Source organism: Flavobacterium sp., from assembly GCF_049318325.1.
In the GTDB taxonomy this organism is placed as follows: Bacteria; Bacteroidota; Bacteroidia; order Flavobacteriales; family Flavobacteriaceae; genus Flavobacterium.
In genome coordinates this window covers 1-19,419 of sequence record NZ_JBMOGQ010000016.1, presented here as the reverse complement: position 1 = coordinate 19,419, position 19,419 = coordinate 1, and the positions used below count along the sequence as shown (strand labels likewise).

The following is a 19,419-nucleotide window of genomic DNA, read 5'->3' as shown; positions in this document are numbered from 1 at the left end:
TAGGATTTATTTTTGCTTCGCCAATTCGTTGGCGCTTGGGTCGTCTGATAAATTTTCTGGGTCTTTTACTATCATGTTTTGACGGATTGCGTTAAAGTATGCGGCCCGACTCAATGGTTCATACTCCTCAGTTTCTCCAAGCATTACTAATTTATCGTTGTCATTTTTTCTAAAACTATAATGTGCCAGGTTTCCTGTACGCGTACAAACAGCATGAACTTTGGTAACATATTCGGCTGTTGCCATCAATGCTGGCATCGGACCAAATGGATTTCCTTTAAAATCCATATCCAATCCTGCCACAATCACTCGAATGCCCGAATTGGCTAAATCGTTGCAAACAGCAACAATTTCATCGTCAAAAAATTGTGTCTCATCAATTCCGACCACATCACAACCTTGCGCCAAAATTCTTATGTTAGCTGCTGCAGGTACTGGTGTTGAACGAATTTCGTTTTTATTGTGGGAAACTACCATTTCTTCATTATATCGCGTGTCGATGGAAGGTTTGAAAATTTCTACTTTTTGTTTGGCGAATTGCGCTCTTTTCAATCTTCGGATGAGTTCTTCAGTTTTACCCGAAAACATCGAACCGCAGATGACTTCGATCCAACCAAATTGTTCTTTATGATTTACTGTATTTTCGAGAAACATTTTGTATTTTTCTTGCGCTAAAAATGAATAGTTTTTATTACTTTGTAACGAAAACAAACCGGCTTAAAATTTTCTTAGTTTTACGTCGATTCAAATGTAAAAAATTTTAACCAAGGTTACTTCTTCCATAGGCAAAATAAATGCCAGGAAGAAAATTATTAAATATGACGACTGTATTCCATGATATTTCAAAAGGTATGAAATCGACAGTAGAAGTAATTCAAATTAAAATTAAAATAAAGTTATAGCGATTGCAAATGACCTAAAAAAACAATAAAATCTTCCATATGAAAAAAAGATTAGAATCCGAATTAATCAGCATTGCACACCGAATTTTAAAGCTAAAAAACAAGTCGGAAGTCGACCAATTGTATAAAGAATCACAAAAATTACACGAAACATTGTCCGTGTTGAAATTCTATCAAGACAATTTTGAATCGGTAAAATCTGATGTAGATGAAGTTGTTTTAGAAGAAAAGCTCGAACATTCTCTTGAATTAGAAATAGCTTCAGTTTTAGAAGCTGAAGCTAAGGTAGACTTGAGCGATAGTGAACAGGCGAAGCAAACAGAATTGGAAGATGACCCGAGCGATAGCGAACTGGCGGAGCAAAGTGTCGTTTTGGAAGAACCGGAAGAAGTTATAGAAGAACAATCAATAGACGAAGAAGAGCCAATTGCCAATGAAGAATCAGCTTTTAAACCTATTTTTGAATTAGAAACGGAAGAGGAGGAACAAGAAGCGCAAGATGTTCCTGCAGAAGTTGCTTTTGAGTCACTACTAGAAGAGAAACTGGAAGATCATATTGGTAAGTATACTGAACCAGTTTTTGTAAAAACAAATGAAGTGTCATTATTTACATCTGACTCGAGCGAAACCGAAGACGCAAAGCAAACTGTTGCAGAAGAAGCAAAGGAAGAACCAAAAACAGCCGCATTTAATGAGATGACAACAAAATCTATCGCTATTGGATTGAACGACCGAATTGGTTTTGTACAACATCTTTTTAACGATAGCAACGAAGATTTTAATCGTGTTATTTCGCAATTGAATACATTTGATACGTTTGAAGAAGCCAAAAATTTTATAAATGAAATGGTGCTTCCTGATTACAACTATTGGGTTGGTGAAGAAGATTATAATGAACGCTTCATGGAAATTGTTGAGAAAAAATTCACCTAAAATTATAAAACACAGATTTCACAGATTAGCACAGATTTAATTTGTCGAAATCTGTGTTCCATTTATTTATGTCAAAATTATATATAGTTCCAACGCCAATTGGCAATCTTGAAGACATGACTTTCAGAGCCATTCGCGTTTTGAAGGAAGTCGATTTGATTTTGGCCGAAGACACGCGAACCAGCGGAAAACTTCTAAAACATTTTGAAATTTCCACGCACATGCATAGCCATCATATGCACAATGAGCACAAAACGGTTGAAAATTTAATTTCGCGTTTAAAAGGCGGCGAAACCATTGCACTAATTTCTGATGCAGGAACTCCGGCGATTTCTGATCCAGGTTTTTTACTAACGCGTGCTTGTGTTGAAAATAATATTGAAGTCGATTGTTTGCCCGGCGCAACTGCTTTTGTCCCTGCTTTAGTGAATAGTGGTTTACCCAATGACCGATTTGTATTTGAAGGTTTTTTGCCTGAAAAAAAAGGAAGACAAACCCGATATTTGGCATTAGCCGAAGAAACTCGAACAATGATTTTCTATGTTTCGCCACATAAATTAGTAAAAACCTTAGCTGAATTTGTGCAGTATTTTGGAGTTGACAGACAAGTTTCAGTTTCACGAGAATTATCAAAATTACATGAAGAAACAATTCGCGGAACTGCAGAAGAAGTACTGAATCACTTTGAAATAAAAGCTCCGAAAGGAGAAATTGTAGCTGTGGTTGAAGGCAAGACTAAAGAGAATAGGACAAAGAAAATAGACTCTGAATAATTATTCTCGTCTATATTGTATTTCTATATTCCTTCCACTTTTTTAAACTTCCAAATCCACAAAAGAAAACGAATTTCCACTAAACAAACCTTTATCCGATAATTTCAAATCCGGAATTACCAATAAAGCCATAAACGAAAGTGTCATAAACGGGGCTTTCAAACCACTACCCAATTCCTTTGCCATGGAGTCAATTTCCTGATATAAACGCCCGGCTTCCCATCCATTTTGGTCACTCATGATTCCGGCAACAGGTAATGCCAAAGATTTTTTATCATTACCATTCACCGCGCAAATCCCACCAGTATTGTCAATTATTAAATTTACAGCACTCAAAATCTCTTCATCAGATGTTCCGACTACCACAATGTTATGACAATCGTGCGCAACTGAACTGGCAATCGCACCTTTTTTCAAACCAAAGTTTTTAATGAAAGCAATTGCTGGCGGAGCATTTTCGTAGCGGTTGACAACCGCCATTTTCAGGATGTCGTTTTCAGTATCAGAAACGATTTTTCCATTTTCGATTTTTGGTTTGTGATGAATTTCATTCGTAATTAATTGTCCTTCAAGAGCTTCAATAACTCTGATTTTTGAAGCCGAACTGCTAATATCGAACTCAATAACCTGTTTTTTTGGAGTGTTGAAATTATTAGGTTTTTCAAAATCGACATCTTTTATAAAGGATTTTCCGTTTTCGGCAACCAATTCGCCATCAATGTAGGTTTGCAGTACTTTGAAATGGGTTAAATCTTCCACCACAATAAAATCGGCGGCATCATTTTTTTGCAATAAACCAATGTTCATTTTATAATGTTTCACCGGATTGATGCAAGCCATCTGCAATATTTTGAATAAGTCAAAACCTTTGGCAACTGCTCTTGCACAAAGCAAATTAATATGGCCAACAATCAAATCATCCGGATGTTTGTCGTCAGAACAAAACATCATATTTGAATAATTTTCTGGAAGCAAATCAATTAAAGCGTCAAAGTTTTTTGCAGCACTTCCTTCACGAATAAGCACTTTCATTCCTAGTGATAATTTTTCAGCAGCTTCATCATAGGTAAAACATTCGTGGTCTGTTGAAATTCCCGCAGCAATATATTTTTCGATAGGAGCTCCTCTTAATCCGGGCGCATGACCATCAACTGGTTTATTGAAATGTTTTGCCCAGGCTATTTTTTTCAAAACTTCTTCGACATCAAACAAAACACCGGGATAATTCATCATTTCAGACAAATAATAAATATCAGGTAATGCCATTAATTCTTTAATTTGTTCCGAATCTATCACAGCGCCTGCCGTTTCGAAAAATGTTGCAGGAACACACGATGGAGCGCCAAAATGAAACTTAAAAGGCACTTTTTTACCATTGTTAATCATGTAATGCACCCCGTCTTTCCCTAAAACATTGGCAATTTCATGCGGGTCAGAAATTGTACCAACTGTCCCGTGTAATACTGCAATCTTGGCAAATTCAGAAGGCACGAGCATTGAGCTTTCAATATGAATGTGCGCATCAACAAAACCCGTAAGAATATAGGTTTTGACGTTGTGTGCTACCTCAATTATGGAAGCGATTTTACCATTTTCAATAGTAATTTCTCCCGAATATATTTTGCGATTTGGAATGTCTACGATTTGACCTTGAATTTGCATTGATAATGTTTTTATGTCTCAAAAGTAGCGAATATTGTTTTAGTTTTAACTTAAAAAATATACACTAAAACTATATCATTTGTTATAGTCTTTCACTTATTTTTGCTTCAATAACTTTGTATTTTCAACTTCGTAAATTGTATTTCAAAAACATGCGCTGGACACTCAAACCAAAACCATCTTCCGAAAAAGTAAATGCTTTGGCAACCCAATTAAAGGTGCATGAGCTGATTGCTACACTTTTGGTGCAGCGCGGTATTGAAACGTTTGAACAGGCGCGGCAGTTTTTCCGCCCGAGTTTAGATGATTTGCACAATCCGTATCTGATGAAAGATATGGATAAAGCAGTTGCCCGAATTGAAAGTGCGATTACTAACGGAGAAAATATTTTGGTTTTTGGCGATTATGATGTCGATGGCACAACAGCGGTTTCGCTGGTTTCATCGTATCTGAAAAGTTATTATCCGAATGTTGCAACTTACATACCTGACCGATATGATGAAGGTTATGGCATTTCTTTTAAAGGAATAGACTTTGCTGATGACAATGGTTTTACTCTAATTATTGCGCTGGATTGCGGCATAAAATCTATTGATCATATCGCTTACGCAAATGAAAAAAATATCGATTTTATTATTTGTGACCACCATCGACCGGGCAATGAATTGCCAAATGCGGTTGCAATTCTGGATCCAAAAAGAGAAGATTGTTTCTATCCGTATGACGAATTGTGTGGTTGTGGAATAGGTTTTAAATTGATTCAGGCATTAGGAGAAAAAAGAAACCAAACGATAGACAATTTAGTGATTTACCTCGATTTAGTAGCAACAGCAATTGCAGCTGATATCGTTCCGATGACTGGAGAAAATAGGATATTAGCCAAATTTGGATTGGAAGTAATTAATACTAATCCAAGACCGGGAATTAAAGCATTAGTACAAAATGTTAAAAAGAAAGTCTTAACAATTACCGATGTAGTTTTTATTATTGCTCCACGAATAAATGCTGCTGGAAGAATCAAACACGGTAACGAAGCAGTAGCATTATTAACAGAATACGATTTTGACCAAGCTGAAAATTTTGCTTCTGAAATAGAACAACACAATTCCGACAGAAAAGATTTAGACAAGCAAATCACAATTGAAGCGCTAGATCAAATAGAGATAAATGAGGAAACCGATAAATTTACAACTGTAGTTTACAATGAAAACTGGCACAAAGGCGTCATCGGAATTGTAGCATCACGCTTGATAGAAACGTATTACCGTCCGACGATTGTCTTTACTAAAAGTGGTGATAAATTGGCAGCTTCGGCACGTTCGGTAAAAGAATTTGATATTTACAAAGCGTTGGAAGCAAGTTCCAATCACCTCGAACAATTTGGTGGACATATGTATGCTGCAGGAATGACATTAAAAGAAGAGAATTATCAGAAATTTAAAAATGCCTTTGAAAAAGTTGTTTCCGAAACGATTCACCCCAATTTGTTAATTCCGGAAATTTTGATTGATGCCGAAATTAATTTAACGGATATTAATGAAAAGTTAGTTCGATTATTAAATCAGTTTGAACCATTTGGTCCGCAAAACATGACACCAGTTTTTATGACCAAAGGAGTAATAGACACTGGTTATGCCAAACAATTAGGGAAAGATGAGGAGCATTTAAAACTTTATATAAAGCAAAATAACTCAGAAGGTTTACCATCCCTCGATTCGGCTGCACCACGGTTTGGCGCCATTGGCTTTGGATTAGGCAATAAATTACAATTGGTAAAAAACCAAAAACCGTTTGATGCAGTTTATTGTATTGATGAAAACGAATACAAAGGCAATGTTACTTTGCAGTTGAGGGTAAAGGATTTGAGATAAAGTTTTTTTGTTATTTTTAATTCCATTTCGAAATGACAAGAACGTATTCGAAATGGCAAAAGTAAAAAGGATTAGAGAATTAATATGCTTTCAACTCAAAGGACGTACCATCAAAAACTCCATAAGTAAAATACCCAATCCAGTCACCCAGATTTACATATTCGGAGTTTTCACCTACGTTGATAACCATTGGTAAATGGCGGTGGCCAAAGATGAGGTAATTATAATGTTTGGTTTTGAGTTTACGTTTTGCATATTGGACCAACCATTCGTTTTCTTCGCCTAAAAATTTTACATCAGCTTCACCTGAAATCAATTTGTTTTTGACCGATAAGTATTGAGCCAATTTCACGCCAATATCAGGATGCAACCATCGAAACAGCCATTTGGAAAAAGGATTAGTGAATACTTTTTTCATGCGTTTGTAACCCATATCACCCGGACCTTTACCATCGCCGTGACCAATTAAAAACGTTTTGTCATTAAATGTAAACTCTTGATTGTCGTGGTATACCGGAATGTTCAATTCTTTTTCAAAATAATCGTTCATCCACAAATCGTGGTTGCCTACAAAAAAGTAAATCGGGATGCCACTGTCGCGAATTTCGGCTAACTTACCTAAAACTCTAATAAAACCCTTTGGGACAACAGTTTTATATTCAAACCAAAAATCAAACAAATCGCCTAAAAGAAAAATGCATTCTGCGTCTTTTTTTATTTCATCAAGCCAAGCAACAAACTTTTGCTCACGCGGGAAACTGGCTTCGGGCGTTGGTGCGCCAAAGTGTTGGTCGGAAGCAAAATATATTTTTTTGTTGTGAGAAATAGTCATCAATAGTTGAGGTTATTCGTTATCTGAGGCATGCCATTCGGCAAAAGAAGTATCTGTTTCCTGCAATTTTAGCGAATGTAATTTGATGTCAGCAGGCAAACGGTCTTTTATTTTTTGTGCAAAATCAGTCACCATGTTTTCACTTGTAGGTTGGTAATTTACCAAAATAACATGATGCCCTCGATTTTTTAATTCTGCAGCCAATTCAATATGCGGTGTATTTTGATTAAAAACGGTAGCGTGGTCAAAAATATCTACGATTTCTTCTTTCACTATTTTTTTCAAATCCGAAAAGTCAATCACCATTCCAAATTTCACATTGGAATGGTCTGAAATAGGTTTCCCAATCACCGTTACCGAGAGTTTATAACTATGTCCGTGTACATTTTTACATTTGCCGTCATAACCATAGAGCGCGTGTCCGGTTTCGAAAGAAAATTGTTTGGTGATTCTGATGTTACTCATGCTTTTTAATTTATTTCATCCGTTACTCCAATTCTTCGTTTAGGGTATTGCAAAGGTAATTACTTTTTTAGTTGAAATAAATTTATAATAATTATTAAAAAGATAGGTTTTGAATTGTTATTTGTTTCTATTAAATATATATTTGTAGAACATTATGGGGGATTAGCTCATTTGGCTAGAGCGCTTGCCTGGCAGGCAAGAGGTGGTCGGTTCGAATCCGATATTCTCCACGAATAAATAATAAGCGAGCTAAAATAAAATAGCTTACTTTTTTATTTTAATTGGATTTCTATTTTCAAAGCTTAGCTTTGAGTGAAAGCGAAGTTAATCCTATATTCTCAACAAGAACTATATTAAATATATTAAGTTTTTTTATGCCATCACGCTTATGCCTCCTTCGCTATAAGAGTCTGCCAGTCTCTTTTTACTTTTGGCTCTCCTTTTTTAAATCTTCAGCAACTTTTTCTAATTCCATATACCAATCTTCCCCAAATTTTCGAATTAAAGCTTCTTTTACAAATTTGTAGACAGGAATTTCGAGTTCTTTTCCCAATGAACAAGCCGGATTACAAATGTCCCAACGATCATAATTAACCGCGGCAAATTCGGTAAAATCTTTTACACGAATTGGATACAAATGACAGGAAACAGGTTTTTTCCAATCAATAATTCCTTGATTATATGCTTGTTCGATTCCGCAAAGTGCAGTTTTCCCATCAAAAATAACATACGCACAGTCTTTGTTGTCAATTAATGGCGTTTCTAAATCCTGGTCGGTTCCCACAACCCAAGTTCCCAATCTTTCGATAGCTTCAATGCCTTCTTTGCGAAGAAAAGGTTTAATTTTTGGATAAATTTCTTCCAGAATTTTGGTTTCGTCTTTACTCAAAGGTGCACCTGCATCTCCATCTACACAACAAGCGCCTTGACAAGCCGAAAGATTACAAACAAAATCCTTTTCTAGTATGTCTTCAGAAACGATGGTTTTGCCTAATTGAAACATATTTTAAATATTTTATGCAAAGGTAAAATCTTAAAATACATTTTAGTTCAACTCATGTTAAATTATTTGCTGCTAATGTTAAAGGGCTATTTGCATAATGCCAAAAATTAGTATTTTTGTCCTCTAAATTTACTTCATGAAAATTTTTACCAACATTCTTCTTATTATTGCTATTGCGCTTATAATAGTAAATGTTTTTCTGCTTGATTTTAATAAACCATTTGAAGGCGACAGTATGATTGCTTTGATTGGTATTGTAGCTTCTTTTTGCGCCGTTTTAATTCTATTGATTTTTAGAATGTCAAAAAAGATAGAAGAAAAATTAAAAAACTAAAAGCATGTTAGATGTTTTAATTATTGGTGGTGGCGTTTCTGGTATCTCAAGCGCTTTGGTTTTGGGTTCTGCTCACAAAAAGCCATTTGTGCAGGATAAAAAAATTGGAATTATTACACATCAAAAAACATCCTCACTTCAGGAAGCTATATTTTATAATGCTTACGGTGTTCCTTCAGGGAAATTAGGTTCAGAATTGCTGACTGAAAGTGTTCAACATTTGCAGGAATTATATCCACATGTAACTCAAATTGAAGGCGAAAAAGTCCTTAAAGTTGTGGGACAATTTCCAAATTTTACGGTTACAACCAATAAGAATTCGTATCAAGCTAAAATTATTGTCGTTGCTATCGGCTATTCTAATACTTTTAATATTGAAGGTTTGATGAACTATGTTGAACCACACAAAAAAGCTTTAGCCGAAAAACAACGCATTCAATTGAAAAACGAAGATCATAAAGTAACTGAAGGTATTTATGTAGTTGGAACACTTGCAGGTTGGCGCAGTCAGTTAGCTATTGCAGCAGGAAGTGGCGCGGCTGTGGCGACCGATATTTTAACTTTGTGGAATAACGGAATATCTTCGCAAAGCCATGACTCGATAAAAAAATAGTCTATTTTAAAGCAGCATTTAAAACAGTATCATCTTTAAGAATGATAGTGTAGTATTGGCTTTCCCCAAATAATTGTCGGGCAAATTCAGCTGTTATATATTTTTTGACCAAAGTTTTATTGCTGTCTAATTTCATTTCCAAACCAGCATCTTTCAGATACCTTTCAAATTTTGCGACATTGCCAGTATCAGTTTCTAATTTAGCTAAAAAAGCTCCAAATTTTAATCCTTTGAATTCGTTTCGGTTTTTGTCTAGCTGTTCAAAAACAAAATGTCCCACAATGCCTGAATTTAAAATATAAGCCAAATTTTCTTCTCCTTTTTTTACTTCAAGAGGAACAAATATATCAGGTACAATTCCACCACCGCCATAAACAGTTCGACCTTTTTTAGTTTTGAACTTTAGTGAATCAGCCACTTTTATTTTGTCTTTTTCATAAAGTTCGCCACTTGCAAAACGGTTTTCAAAATCATGACTGTATTTTTCTGCATCGCCTTTTGTATATGGTTTTTGAATAGATCGCCCGCTTGGAGTGTAATATCTGGAAATTGTTAAACGAACAGCTGAACCATCTTGAAAGCCCATTTCGCGTTGAACCAATCCTTTTCCAAAAGAGCGACGGCCTACAATGGTCCCTCTATCATTATCCTGAATCGCACCAGCCAGAATTTCACTTGCGGATGCCGAATTTTCGTCAATTAAAACAAATACTTTTCCTTTTTCAAAGATGCCGCCTTCAGTAGCAAATGTTTTATCGATTATCCCTTTTCTGTTTTTGGTAAAAACAATAAGTTCTTTGTCTTTTAAAAGTTCATCAATAACTTCGACAGCTTTTTCCAAATAACCACCACCATTGTCTCGCAAGTCAATCACTAAAGTAGTCATTCCCTGTTTTTTCAATTGCTCTAATCCAACTCTGAATTCGTCATACGTATTCTCTGCAAAACGGTTGATTTTAATGTACCCAGAAGTTTTGTTTAGCATTAAATAGGTGTCGACACTTTTTATCGGAACAACTTCACGTTCAACCGTAATCTTTAGTTTTTTATTGGTGCTTTTTCGAAAAATAGTCAATAAAACTTTTGAGCCCTCTTCGCCTTTTAGTTTGCTATATAAACTGTCGGTTGGTAATTTTATTCCAAAAAGTTTGGAGTTATCAGCATATAGAATTCGGTCTCCAGAAAGGATTCCCGCTTTTGCTGCCGGACCGTTCTCTATTGGTTTTACCACAGTAACGGTATCATTATACATATAAAAATTAACGCCAATACCCACAAAATCACCTTTCATAATTTCGGCTTCAGAAGATTGTTCGCTTGGAAGAAGATACACTGAATGCGGATCAAGATTGGCCAAAATAGTATTCACAGTCATATCAACAATTGAATCAGAATTGACATCATCTACGTATTCTTCATTGATAAAATCAATCAGTTGTTCAATTTTGACTTTTCTGGCATTCTGTTTTGATAAGGTTCGTTTTGCAAAATTAACCATACCGCCAATTACAATGCCCAGAGCAACGCAAGAAAACAATAGTATTGGTAAATAGTTTCCCTTTGATTTCATTATCCTAAATCTTCAATTTGATTAACAACAACACCAGCTTTTTCTAAAAATTCTAAACCGGTTGTATCGCGGTAACCATGCTTAAAAACAACTCGTTTTATTCCCGATTGATGAATGAGTTTGCTACATTCTTTACAAGGTGAAAGTGTAATATATAAGGTAGCGTTTTCACAGGTTTGAGTAGAACGCGCAACTTTTGAAATAGCATTGGCTTCGGCATGAAGTACAAACCATTGGGTTAATCCTTCTTCGTCTTCGCAGCAGTTTTCAAAACCCGATGGTGTTCCGTTGTAACCATCTGAAATAATCATTTTGTCTCTCACTATTATGGCACCAACTTGTTTGCGTTTGCAATAAGAAAGTTTACTCCATTCGGCTGCAATTCTTAAATAAGCAATATCGTATTTGAGTTGTTTTTTTTCTTTCATCACTTATAATCATAAAGTTTTTCATCTAGCCCTGATGGAAGGAAACGCCATGCGTGACGAACAGCAGGAAAAAGGTTAGCAAATATACCCAAACCTTTCGCTTCTGAACAATTATTTAACCCAAATTTCACTTCTGATAATCATTGGAATTACGATGCCAATGACAAAGGAAGAAACAATTAAAAGCCAATCTCGTTTTGAGAATTTAAGTAGTGTTTGAACAACATAACCAATCAATAAAGCTAGAGTAATAGTGAGGATTTGAGAAACACAAAAACCAAGTGATGATTCAAAAAGTGGCAATAATTTATCGGTAGCTTTTCCCGTAATATGGCTATTGAAATAATTAGCAAATCCCAATCCGTGAATAATTCCGAACAATGAAGTTACAATAGCAATAAAGATAATACTGTCTTTTTTGCTTGATTTCCCGGTAGAAATAATAGTGTATAAAGCTGTTATAAGAATGATTATTGGTATTATAAAGTCTACTATGCCTACTTTTATAGTGATGACATTAAAAATAGAAAGCATTAGCGCCAATGTATGTCCCGCAGTTAAAAATGAAACTAGAATTAGTATTCTATTCCACGATTTAAATTCGTAAGGAACAGTAAGTACTAGAAGAAATAAAACATCTTTATAAGCTAGTAAGTTGCACAAATGTTTTAATCCAGAAGAGAAGTGAATCCAGAAATCTGACATAGCATTAGTTTATTTGGTATCGTAAACTTACAATTTATTTTGTTTTGCTATAAAAAACATGCTCAAAAATCGATGAAAAACATTTTAGATTTTTATTGTCTAAAAAGGTAAAGTCGAATCATAAAACCTATATATGAGAAATATGGATTTTTATTAACTGTATTTTGCCATAAATTCCTCTGCTTTTTCAACCATATTGTAGCTTCCACAAAAGAATGGAACACGCTGATGTAGTTCTGTTGGTTGAATTTCCAGAATTCTTCCAAAACCATCTGAAGCTTTTCCGCCGGCTTGTTCGGCAATAAATGCCATTGGATTACATTCATAAAGCAAGCGCAATTTTCCTTTGGGGGCTTTGGAACTTGTCGGATAAATATAGATTCCTCCTTTTATCATATTTCGATGAATATCGGAAACTAAACTTCCGATGTAACGTGAAGTGTAAGGGCGGTCACCTTCTTCAAGCTGACAATATTTCAAATAATCTTTCACGCCTTGCGGGAAATGCACATAGTTTCCTTCGTTGATAGAATATATGTTCCCATCTTTCGAAAATTGCATATTCGGATGCGATAAATAAAAGGTTCCAATAGCCGGATTCAAAGTGAAACCATTAACACCATGGCCAGTTGTATAAACTAACATCGTTGAAGTGCCATAAATAACATAACCCGCAGCCACTTGTTGCGTTCCAGGTTGTAAAAAATCTTCTAAAGTGACGGGAGTTCCAATTGGCGTAATTCTTCTAAAAACAGAAAAAATAGTTCCCACGGAAACATTTACATCAATATTAGAAGAGCCGTCTAAAGGATCCATTAAAACAACATATTTATTATTATGCCCTTCATCTAATCCTTGTACCGTAATAAAATCATCACTTTCTTCAGAGGCAATTCCACAAACAATTTCACGATTCACTAAGGTTTGTATAAAAATATTATTGGCATAAACATCCAGTTTTTGCTGGTCTTCGCCCTGAATGTTTTGCTCCCCAGCAGCACCAACAATGTCTACCAAACCAGCTTTGTTTACTTTGTAGTTTACAACTTTGGCAGCAAGACGAATCGAGTTAATGATTTTCGATAATTCCCCCGATGAATACTGATGTGCCTTTTGGTTTTCAATAATAAATTCCCCTAAGGTTCTGTTGCGTTCTTCCATTACGAAATCGTTGTAGTTGTTTGTGCAAATATCGATAAATTTGGCAAAGAAAAAATCTATTTCGAGAAGAAATTAATAATTGTATTTTTGTAACCCGAGGCCATAGGCCGAACTGTCACTGAGAAAAAAAATTTGATCCAAATGAACATCCGAAAAGGAGAAAAAAAAGATATGAAAGCGGTTCTTGAACTAATTCAGGAATTGGCTACTTTCGAAAAAGAACCACATGCTGTTGAGGTAACTGTCGCCGATTTGGAGAATGACGGATTTGGTGATGATCCATTATTTTATACTTTCGTTGCTGAGGTAAATGGTAATATTGTTGGTATTGCACTTTACTATTACCGCTATTCTACCTGGAAAGGCAAAACCATACATCTTGAAGATTTGATAGTAAAGGAAGAAATGCGTGGCAAGGGTGTGGGTTTTGAATTGTACACCAAAATTATTGAACAGGGGAGAATCGACAAAGTACGCCGGATTGAGTGGGCCGTTTTGGATTGGAATATATCAGCAATAGAATTTTATCAAAAATCCGGGGCAAAAATCTTGGAAGACTGGCGCGTAGCGCAAATGGACGAGAACGGAATAAATGAATTTTTAAGTAAATTATAAATGAGAATATTCAAATTTGGTGGTGCATCTGTAAAAGATGCCGATGGGATAAAAAATGTATTCAGCGTATTGGAAAAAGTAGGTCATGAGGACACCCTTTTGGTAATTTCCGCTATGGGAAAAACTACAAATGCGTTGGAGTTGGTTATCAAAAATTATTCTGAAAAATCAAACGAACTGCAATCGTCTTTGCAGGACGTTCGTAAATACCACAATCAGATTTTATTGGATTTATTTGATGATGAAGAGCATGATGTTTTTTACGCCGTGAACAGTCATTTCGCCGATTTGGAGTACTTTTTACGAAGTAATAAATCACCAAATTACAACTTTGTTTACGATCAAATTGTAAGCTATGGAGAAATTGTTTCGACAACTATTGTAAGTCACTATTTCAACCATGCAGGGTTGAAAAACAATTGGATAGATGTTAGAAATTTTATCAAAACCGACAATAATTATAGAGATGCCGAAGTCGATTGGGAAAAAACACAAGAATTAATTTCAAAAGGAATTAAAAAGAAAGCACTCAACATAACTCAGGGATTTTTAGGATCTGATGAAAATAATTTCACCACAACGCTTGGTCGGGAAGGTTCCGATTATACCGCGGCCATTTTTGCGTATTGCTTAAACGCAGAAAGCGTAACCATATGGAAAGACGTACCCGGAGTTTTGAATGCCGACCCGCGTTATTTCGAAAATGCCGTTTTGTTAAATCAAATTTCCTATCGCGAAGCAATTGAGCTTGCATTTTACGGAGCTTCGGTAATTCACCCAAAAACATTGCAACCATTACAGAAAAAAGAAATTCCGTTGTATGTAAAATCGTTTATCAACCCACTTTTGCCTGGAACAAGTGTTTCAAAAGGAGAAGATTTAGAACCAAAAACGCCTTGTTTTATTGTTAAAAACGAGCAATTATTATTGTCACTTTCGTCTATTGATTTCTCTTTTATTATTGAGGAAAACATCAGCGAAATTTTTGCTTTGTTTCACCAATATAAAATTAAAGTGAGCCTGATTCAGAATTCGGCGATTAGTTTTTCCGTTTGTATAGAAGACAAATTCGGTAATTTCAGAGAGCTCAAAAACATACTGTCAAAAAAATTCAAGGTTTCCTATAATGAAAAAGTGTCGCTTTACACCATTCGCCATTTTGATGAGAAAGCAGCCAAAATGGTTGAAAAAGATAAAACCGTTTTGCTAAAACAAATTTCAAGAGAAACGATGCAGATTGTGACGAAGGAGTAACGTTGGTATACTCAAACTAGCTTTTTTACGTTATTATATGTATGCTGAAAAAACTCTTTTTATTATTGTTTATCATTGGCTTTTCTAGGCTTTCGGCTCAGGAAATCAAGACTTTATATAATAGTAAAAAACTTGCGGTTTCAAAAGACACCATCGAAATTGAAAAAGTAAGCATCAGCCCAAGTTTCTTCAAACTACAAACTTCAGAAGGAAAAGAAATTGACACCAGTTTTTATAAAATCGATTTCAAAAAAGGGAAACTGATTTTTAAAAATAACTTTACTTCACAAGACAGTTTGACCGTTCGCTACTTCAAATATCCTGAACAACTAACCAAAACATACAGCATATACGACCAAGACAGAGTAGTTGCTAATGACGGAGGCTTATACAAAGTCAATCGTTCCATAAAAAAGTTTGTGCCGTTTGACGGTTTGAACACTTCCGGAAGCATCACACGAGGTGTTACAATTGGTAACAATCAAAATGCTTCGGTAAGTTCCAATCTCGATTTGCAGATTACCGGAAAAATATCCGACAAGGTTTCATTACGTGCATCGATTCAAGACAGCAATATTTCGTTACAAGACAATGGTTATTCCCAAAAACTGGATGAATTTGATCAGATTTTCATTGAATTATTTACCGATAAATGGAACATTCGAGCCGGCGATTTATTCCTCGAAAACCGACAATCGCGATTTTTGAATTTCAACAAAAAGGTACAAGGACTTTCTACGCATTTCACTTTTGGAGGAGAAGAAAATAAGACTGATATTTTTGCTTCGGCGGCTTTGGTCCGCGGGCAATATGCCAAAAGTTCGTTCACCGGGCAGGAAGGAAATCAAGGGCCCTATAAATTACGTGGCAATAATGGTGAATTATTTGTCTTAGTAATTTCGGGTTCGGAACGTGTTTATGTTAATGGTATTCTTCGTAAACGTGGCGAAAACAATGACTATATTATCGACTATAATGCCGGTGAGATTGTGTTTACATCGCTTTTCCCTATAAATTCCGAAATGAGAATTGTTATAGAATATCAATATTCTGATAGGAATTACACCCGTTTTGTAACTTATGGAGGCGTGAATCATGAAGCAAGAACCTGGAGTCTGGGCGGTTATTTGTATTCTGAAAGCGATGTAAAAAACCAACCATTGCAACAAAATTTAACTTCAGAACAAGTAGCGATTTTGAGTAATGCAGGAGACAATATTAATTTGATGAATGCACCTTCAGCGTATCTGGATTCGTTTTCGGAAAATAAAATTTTGTACAAAAAAATAGAGGTTAATGGAATTGAGGCTTTCGAATATTCAAACAATTCAACAGATGAATTATACAACGTAAGGTTTACTTTGGTTGGTAATAATCTTGGTAATTATATTTTAATTAATTCATCAGCCATTGGAAAAATTTACCAATATGTTCAGCCTATTGCAGGTATTTCGCAAGGAAATTATGAACCAATAACGCGATTGGTGGCACCAACAAAAATTCAGATCGCATCAGTTTTAGGAAAGTACAATCCGAGCGAAAAAACTGCTATTGATTTTGAAGTCGGTTTGAGCAATAACGATTTAAATTTATATTCTGCAATTAACGACAATAACAATAAAGGCGTTGCGGGCAAACTGAATTTCAAGCAGCGTTTGTTTACCAAAAAATGGCAAATTGATGCTTTTGGAAATTACCAATATGTGCAAGAAAATTTCAAAACTATAGAGCGGTTGTTTAATATTGAGTTCAATCGCGATTGGAATTTGACCACGTTTGCAGGCAATCAGAGTTTGTTGATTAACGGTTTGGATTTCATTCTGCCCGAAAAAGGTGAGCTAACCTATCAATTTGAAAAGTTGGATTTTTCTAAAAGTTTTTCAGGAAGCCGTCATATTGTAAATGGCTTGTTCAAACTCAAAAATTGGAATATTCTACAGAATAGCAGTTACCTTAAAAGTAACGGAACCTATTCTAATTCAACCTTTATCCGAAACCAATCACAGGTTCGCTATAACTTTAAAAAGAATTGGATTGGAAGCAGTTTGCGATTGGAAAACAATAAAGAAAAAATTGTAGCAACCCAACAATTATCAGCTTTGAGTCAGCGTTTCGCCGAATATGGAGCTTTTGTTGGACGTGGAGACAGTACTAAAGTTTTTGTAGAATTAGGTTATTTACAACGCGTGAATGATAGTTTGCAAAACGGATTCCTGCAAAAAGTAAATTCCTCTCAATCCTATTATTTAAAATCGAAATTATTACAAACTAATAAAAGCGATTTGTCTTTATTTGTCAATTACAGAAATCTAAAATATGTTGATGCTGCAAGAAATAACGAGCCTTCATTAAATTCAAGATTGCTCTATAACGACAAGTATTTCAATCAATTGATGCTGGTCACTTCGGCTTATGAAACTACTTCGGGAACTATTGCACAACAGGAATTCACTTATTTAGAAGTTGAACCGGGACAAGGTGTTTACACCTGGATTGACTACAATAGTAATGGAATACAAGAATTAGAAGAGTTTGAAGTGGCTGCTTTTCCGGATCAGGCAAAATATGTCCGTGTGTTTTTACCCAATCAGATTTTTGTCAAAACACATCAAAATAAATTTTCGCAAGCATTGACTTTAAACATGAGTAAATGGCAAAATGCAATAGGATTCAAAAAGGTTTTGTCTCACTTTTATAACCAAACTTCTTTTTTAATAGAGCGAAAAATAAAACGCAACGGAGACAATTTTGATTTAAATCCGTTTTCAACATCAGATGAGAATTTATTGGGACTGAACACTAGTTTTAGAAATAGCCTATTTTACAATCGAGGCAAACAGAAACATTCTGTGACCTACACCTTTATTACAAATCGGATAAAAAATTTACTTTCGGTTGGTTCACAAGAAAATAAAAACAGCACACACCAATTGCAATATGCCCATTTGGTTCAAAAAATTTGGTTATTTACTTTGGGGACCGAGACTTCAAAATCTAATTTAACATCAGAGAATTATAGCAGCAAAAATTATAAAGTCGAAGGTTATCAGATTAATCCAAAAATTTCCTATCTCTTTAACAAAAATGCTAGTTGGGATATTTTTTATGAATACCAAAACAGAGAAAATCAAATAGGCAACTCCGAAAAACTAATGCAAAACCGATTTGGAACTTCGTTTTCCTATGCCAGTGAAAAGAAGGTTACCATGAATGGAGAATTTTCTTTATATCAAAACAAGTTTGAAGGCGATTCACAATCGGCAGTGGCATTTCAAATGTTGGAAGGATTACAACCCGGAAAGAATATGACCTGGCGATTACTGTTGCAAAAAAATCTAACCCAGTTTCTAGACATTAATATCAACTATCAAGGTAGAAAAACGGAAACTAGTCAAACTATCCACACAGGAAATATACAATTGAGAGCGTATTTTTGACACTTTTCGAAAAGTGATTTTTTTATTGGAAAATAGCTCTCTTTTTGGCCAAAAAAATTGTGTTTTCAGAAGACGCAAAGGGTTAAAAATTAACCATCAGAAAATTCGCAAATGTCTTTGTTTTAGGGGTTTTAGAGATTTTTATATTTTTTAAATACCTAAAAATCAATTAAATAAAAAAATCACATTGCAAACAGATATTTGTTGGAAATGTTAAAAAGTAGGGCGTATTGTGAATAAGTTTGACTTTCTTTTTACATTTCATTTGATAATCTTTGTAACATATAGATTTAAATAAAAAATCATCCAAATACTAAAAACACAAACACAAAATGGCCAATATCGAACCAATTTTACAAGAAAATAAAAACCGATTCGTGATTTTTCCAATAAAACATCATGATATATGGGATTGGTATAAAAAAATGGAAGCTAGTTTTTGGACTGCAGAGGAAATCGATTTGCACCAAGATTTATCAGATTGGAACAACAAGTTAAACAGCGATGAGAAATATTTCGTTAAACATATTTTAGCATTTTTCGCTGCTTCTGATGGAATTGTAAATGAAAATTTAGCCGAGAATTTTGTTAATGAAGTACAATATCCTGAAGCCAAGTTTTTCTACGGTTTCCAAATCATGATGGAAAATATTCACAGCGAGACCTATTCGCTTTTAATTGATACTTATGTAAAAGATGAAGCTGAAAAAACGCAGCTTTTCAATGCTTTGGAAGTGTTTCCGGCCATTAAAAAGAAAGCCGACTGGGCTTTAAAATGGATTGGATCTGATTCGTTTGCCGAAAGATTAATAGCTTTTGCAGCTGTAGAAGGCATCTTTTTCTCTGGTGCATTTTGCTCTA

18 protein-coding genes and 1 tRNA gene are annotated in these 19,419 nt (G+C 34.9%); 10 read left to right on the top strand and 9 right to left on the bottom strand.

All coding sequences use genetic code 11. From position 1 onward, the window contains the following. Positions 1-6: 6 nt before the first annotated feature. Positions 7-654, bottom strand: coding sequence for a thymidine kinase (locus ACOYLP_RS03060; RefSeq protein WP_422854704.1), 648 nt, complete (start codon positions 652-654; stop codon positions 7-9). 287 nt (positions 655-941) lie between these two features. On the opposite strand from ACOYLP_RS03060, the gene ACOYLP_RS03055 reads away from it, so the two are divergent. After that, a complete protein-coding gene (locus ACOYLP_RS03055; RefSeq protein ID WP_422854703.1) occupies positions 942-1,835 on the top strand; it encodes a hypothetical protein in 894 nt (297 codons plus the stop codon). A gap of 68 nt (positions 1,836-1,903) precedes the next feature. Continuing rightward, a complete protein-coding gene (rsmI, locus tag ACOYLP_RS03050; protein WP_422854702.1) occupies positions 1,904-2,608 on the top strand; it encodes a 16S rRNA (cytidine(1402)-2'-O)-methyltransferase in 705 nt (234 codons plus the stop codon). A gap of 42 nt (positions 2,609-2,650) precedes the next feature. On the opposite strand, the gene ade is transcribed toward rsmI, so the two are convergent. After that, positions 2,651-4,270, bottom strand: a complete 1,620-nt coding sequence (ade, locus tag ACOYLP_RS03045; RefSeq protein WP_422854701.1) for an adenine deaminase — start codon at positions 4,268-4,270, stop codon at positions 2,651-2,653. Between the two features lie 152 nt (positions 4,271-4,422). Here ade and recJ point away from each other — a divergent pair, with 152 nt between their 5' ends. After that, the gene (recJ, locus tag ACOYLP_RS03040) at positions 4,423-6,141 is read left to right on the top strand and encodes a single-stranded-DNA-specific exonuclease RecJ (RefSeq protein ID WP_422854700.1); all 1,719 of its coding nucleotides are present in this window, start codon (positions 4,423-4,425) and stop codon (positions 6,139-6,141) included. Positions 6,142-6,220: 79 nt separating this feature from the next. Here recJ and ACOYLP_RS03035 read toward each other — a convergent pair whose 3' ends face one another. Together ACOYLP_RS03035 and ACOYLP_RS03030 are read right to left on the bottom strand one after the other, a co-directional pair. Beyond that, positions 6,221-6,973, bottom strand: coding sequence for a UDP-2,3-diacylglucosamine diphosphatase (locus tag ACOYLP_RS03035; RefSeq protein WP_422854699.1), 753 nt, complete (start codon positions 6,971-6,973; stop codon positions 6,221-6,223). A gap of 12 nt (positions 6,974-6,985) precedes the next feature. Next, on the bottom strand, positions 6,986-7,438 hold the full coding sequence (locus ACOYLP_RS03030; RefSeq protein WP_422854698.1) for a 6-pyruvoyl trahydropterin synthase family protein: 453 nt from the start codon (positions 7,436-7,438) through the stop codon (positions 6,986-6,988). Positions 7,439-7,594: 156 nt separating this feature from the next. Between ACOYLP_RS03030 and ACOYLP_RS03025 the strand changes: the two genes are divergently transcribed. Next, a tRNA-Ala gene (locus tag ACOYLP_RS03025) sits at positions 7,595-7,668 on the top strand. A 194-nt stretch (positions 7,669-7,862) separates the two neighbouring features. On the opposite strand, the gene ACOYLP_RS03020 is transcribed toward ACOYLP_RS03025, so the two are convergent. Next, entirely contained in the window at positions 7,863-8,441 is a 579-nt protein-coding gene (locus ACOYLP_RS03020; RefSeq protein ID WP_422854697.1) for a DUF3109 family protein, read from the bottom strand. A gap of 136 nt (positions 8,442-8,577) precedes the next feature. On the opposite strand from ACOYLP_RS03020, the gene ACOYLP_RS03015 reads away from it, so the two are divergent. Both ACOYLP_RS03015 and ACOYLP_RS03010 read left to right on the top strand, forming a co-directional pair. Next, positions 8,578-8,775, top strand: a complete 198-nt coding sequence (locus ACOYLP_RS03015) for a hypothetical protein (RefSeq protein ID WP_422854696.1) — start codon at positions 8,578-8,580, stop codon at positions 8,773-8,775. A 4-nt stretch (positions 8,776-8,779) separates the two neighbouring features. Next, positions 8,780-9,388 (top strand): FAD-dependent oxidoreductase, encoded by a 609-nt coding sequence (locus tag ACOYLP_RS03010; RefSeq protein ID WP_422854695.1) that lies wholly within the window; start codon positions 8,780-8,782, stop codon positions 9,386-9,388. A gap of 1 nt (position 9,389) precedes the next feature. On the opposite strand, the gene ACOYLP_RS03005 is transcribed toward ACOYLP_RS03010, so the two are convergent. The 4 genes from ACOYLP_RS03005 to fbp all read right to left on the bottom strand — a co-directional run bounded on the left by ACOYLP_RS03005 (position 9,390) and on the right by fbp (position 13,252). Next, positions 9,390-10,958: a S41 family peptidase gene (locus ACOYLP_RS03005; RefSeq protein ID WP_422854694.1), complete on the bottom strand. Its 1,569-nt coding sequence runs from the start codon at positions 10,956-10,958 to the stop codon at positions 9,390-9,392. Next, positions 10,958-11,386, bottom strand: coding sequence for a deoxycytidylate deaminase (locus ACOYLP_RS03000; RefSeq protein WP_422854693.1), 429 nt, complete (start codon positions 11,384-11,386; stop codon positions 10,958-10,960). Before ACOYLP_RS03000 ends, ACOYLP_RS03005 begins: the two co-directional genes overlap by 1 nt. 111 nt (positions 11,387-11,497) lie before the next feature. After that, a complete protein-coding gene (locus tag ACOYLP_RS02995) occupies positions 11,498-12,091 on the bottom strand; it encodes a HupE/UreJ family protein (RefSeq protein ID WP_422854692.1) in 594 nt (197 codons plus the stop codon). Positions 12,092-12,244: 153 nt separating this feature from the next. Continuing rightward, the gene (gene fbp, locus ACOYLP_RS02990) at positions 12,245-13,252 is read right to left on the bottom strand and encodes a class 1 fructose-bisphosphatase (RefSeq protein WP_422854691.1); all 1,008 of its coding nucleotides are present in this window, start codon (positions 13,250-13,252) and stop codon (positions 12,245-12,247) included. Positions 13,253-13,393: 141 nt separating this feature from the next. Here fbp and ACOYLP_RS02985 point away from each other — a divergent pair, with 141 nt between their 5' ends. The 4 genes from ACOYLP_RS02985 to ACOYLP_RS02970 all read left to right on the top strand — a co-directional run. Next, positions 13,394-13,867 (top strand): GNAT family N-acetyltransferase, encoded by a 474-nt coding sequence (locus tag ACOYLP_RS02985; protein WP_422854690.1) that lies wholly within the window; start codon positions 13,394-13,396, stop codon positions 13,865-13,867. Next, on the top strand, positions 13,868-15,121 hold the full coding sequence (locus ACOYLP_RS02980) for an aspartate kinase (protein WP_422854689.1): 1,254 nt from the start codon (positions 13,868-13,870) through the stop codon (positions 15,119-15,121). Between the two features lie 41 nt (positions 15,122-15,162). Further along, a complete protein-coding gene (locus ACOYLP_RS02975) occupies positions 15,163-18,558 on the top strand; it encodes a hypothetical protein (RefSeq protein ID WP_422854688.1) in 3,396 nt (1,131 codons plus the stop codon). A gap of 332 nt (positions 18,559-18,890) precedes the next feature. Continuing rightward, the coding region (locus ACOYLP_RS02970; RefSeq protein ID WP_422854687.1) for a ribonucleotide-diphosphate reductase subunit beta at positions 18,891-19,419 on the top strand (529 nt) is incomplete at its 3' end.